Raw genomic sequence first — 336 nt, 5'->3', positions numbered from 1 at the left:
ATATGACACTAATTACTTAAAGTCATTTCCTGAGCGAAAAGAGTGGATGTTGATTACCGGTAAATGGATTACCGTTCCCCGTCCGCAGCCGGAAGAAAAACTGCGTTCGGAAGTGCAGCGCCAGCTTAATAATCAGATGGACGACATTAACGCCATCACCTATAAGCCCTGGCCGCACAACGAGCCGGGCTACTGTCTGGATAATGAATATCACTATTATCCCGGCAGGCTGGAAAAGCGCGATTACTACCAGATGACCTGGCGCTCAAAAGTCAAAGGCTCAGCCACTTTCCTGTCGGTGGACGTGGCAAGTTACGCCAGGGGTGAAGAGGCAAA

At 49.7% G+C, this 336-nt stretch carries 1 pseudogene; it reads left to right on the top strand.

What is annotated here, in order from left to right:
* Positions 1-46: 46 nt before the first annotated feature.
* Positions 47-336: pseudogene (locus tag ACQUTD_RS21610) on the top strand (hypothetical protein); the annotation flags it as partial.

This window comes from Enterobacter sp. K510 (assembly GCF_055804875.1).
The sequence above is the reverse complement of the archived record's forward strand: the minus strand, read 5'-3'. Positions and strand labels throughout refer to the sequence as shown.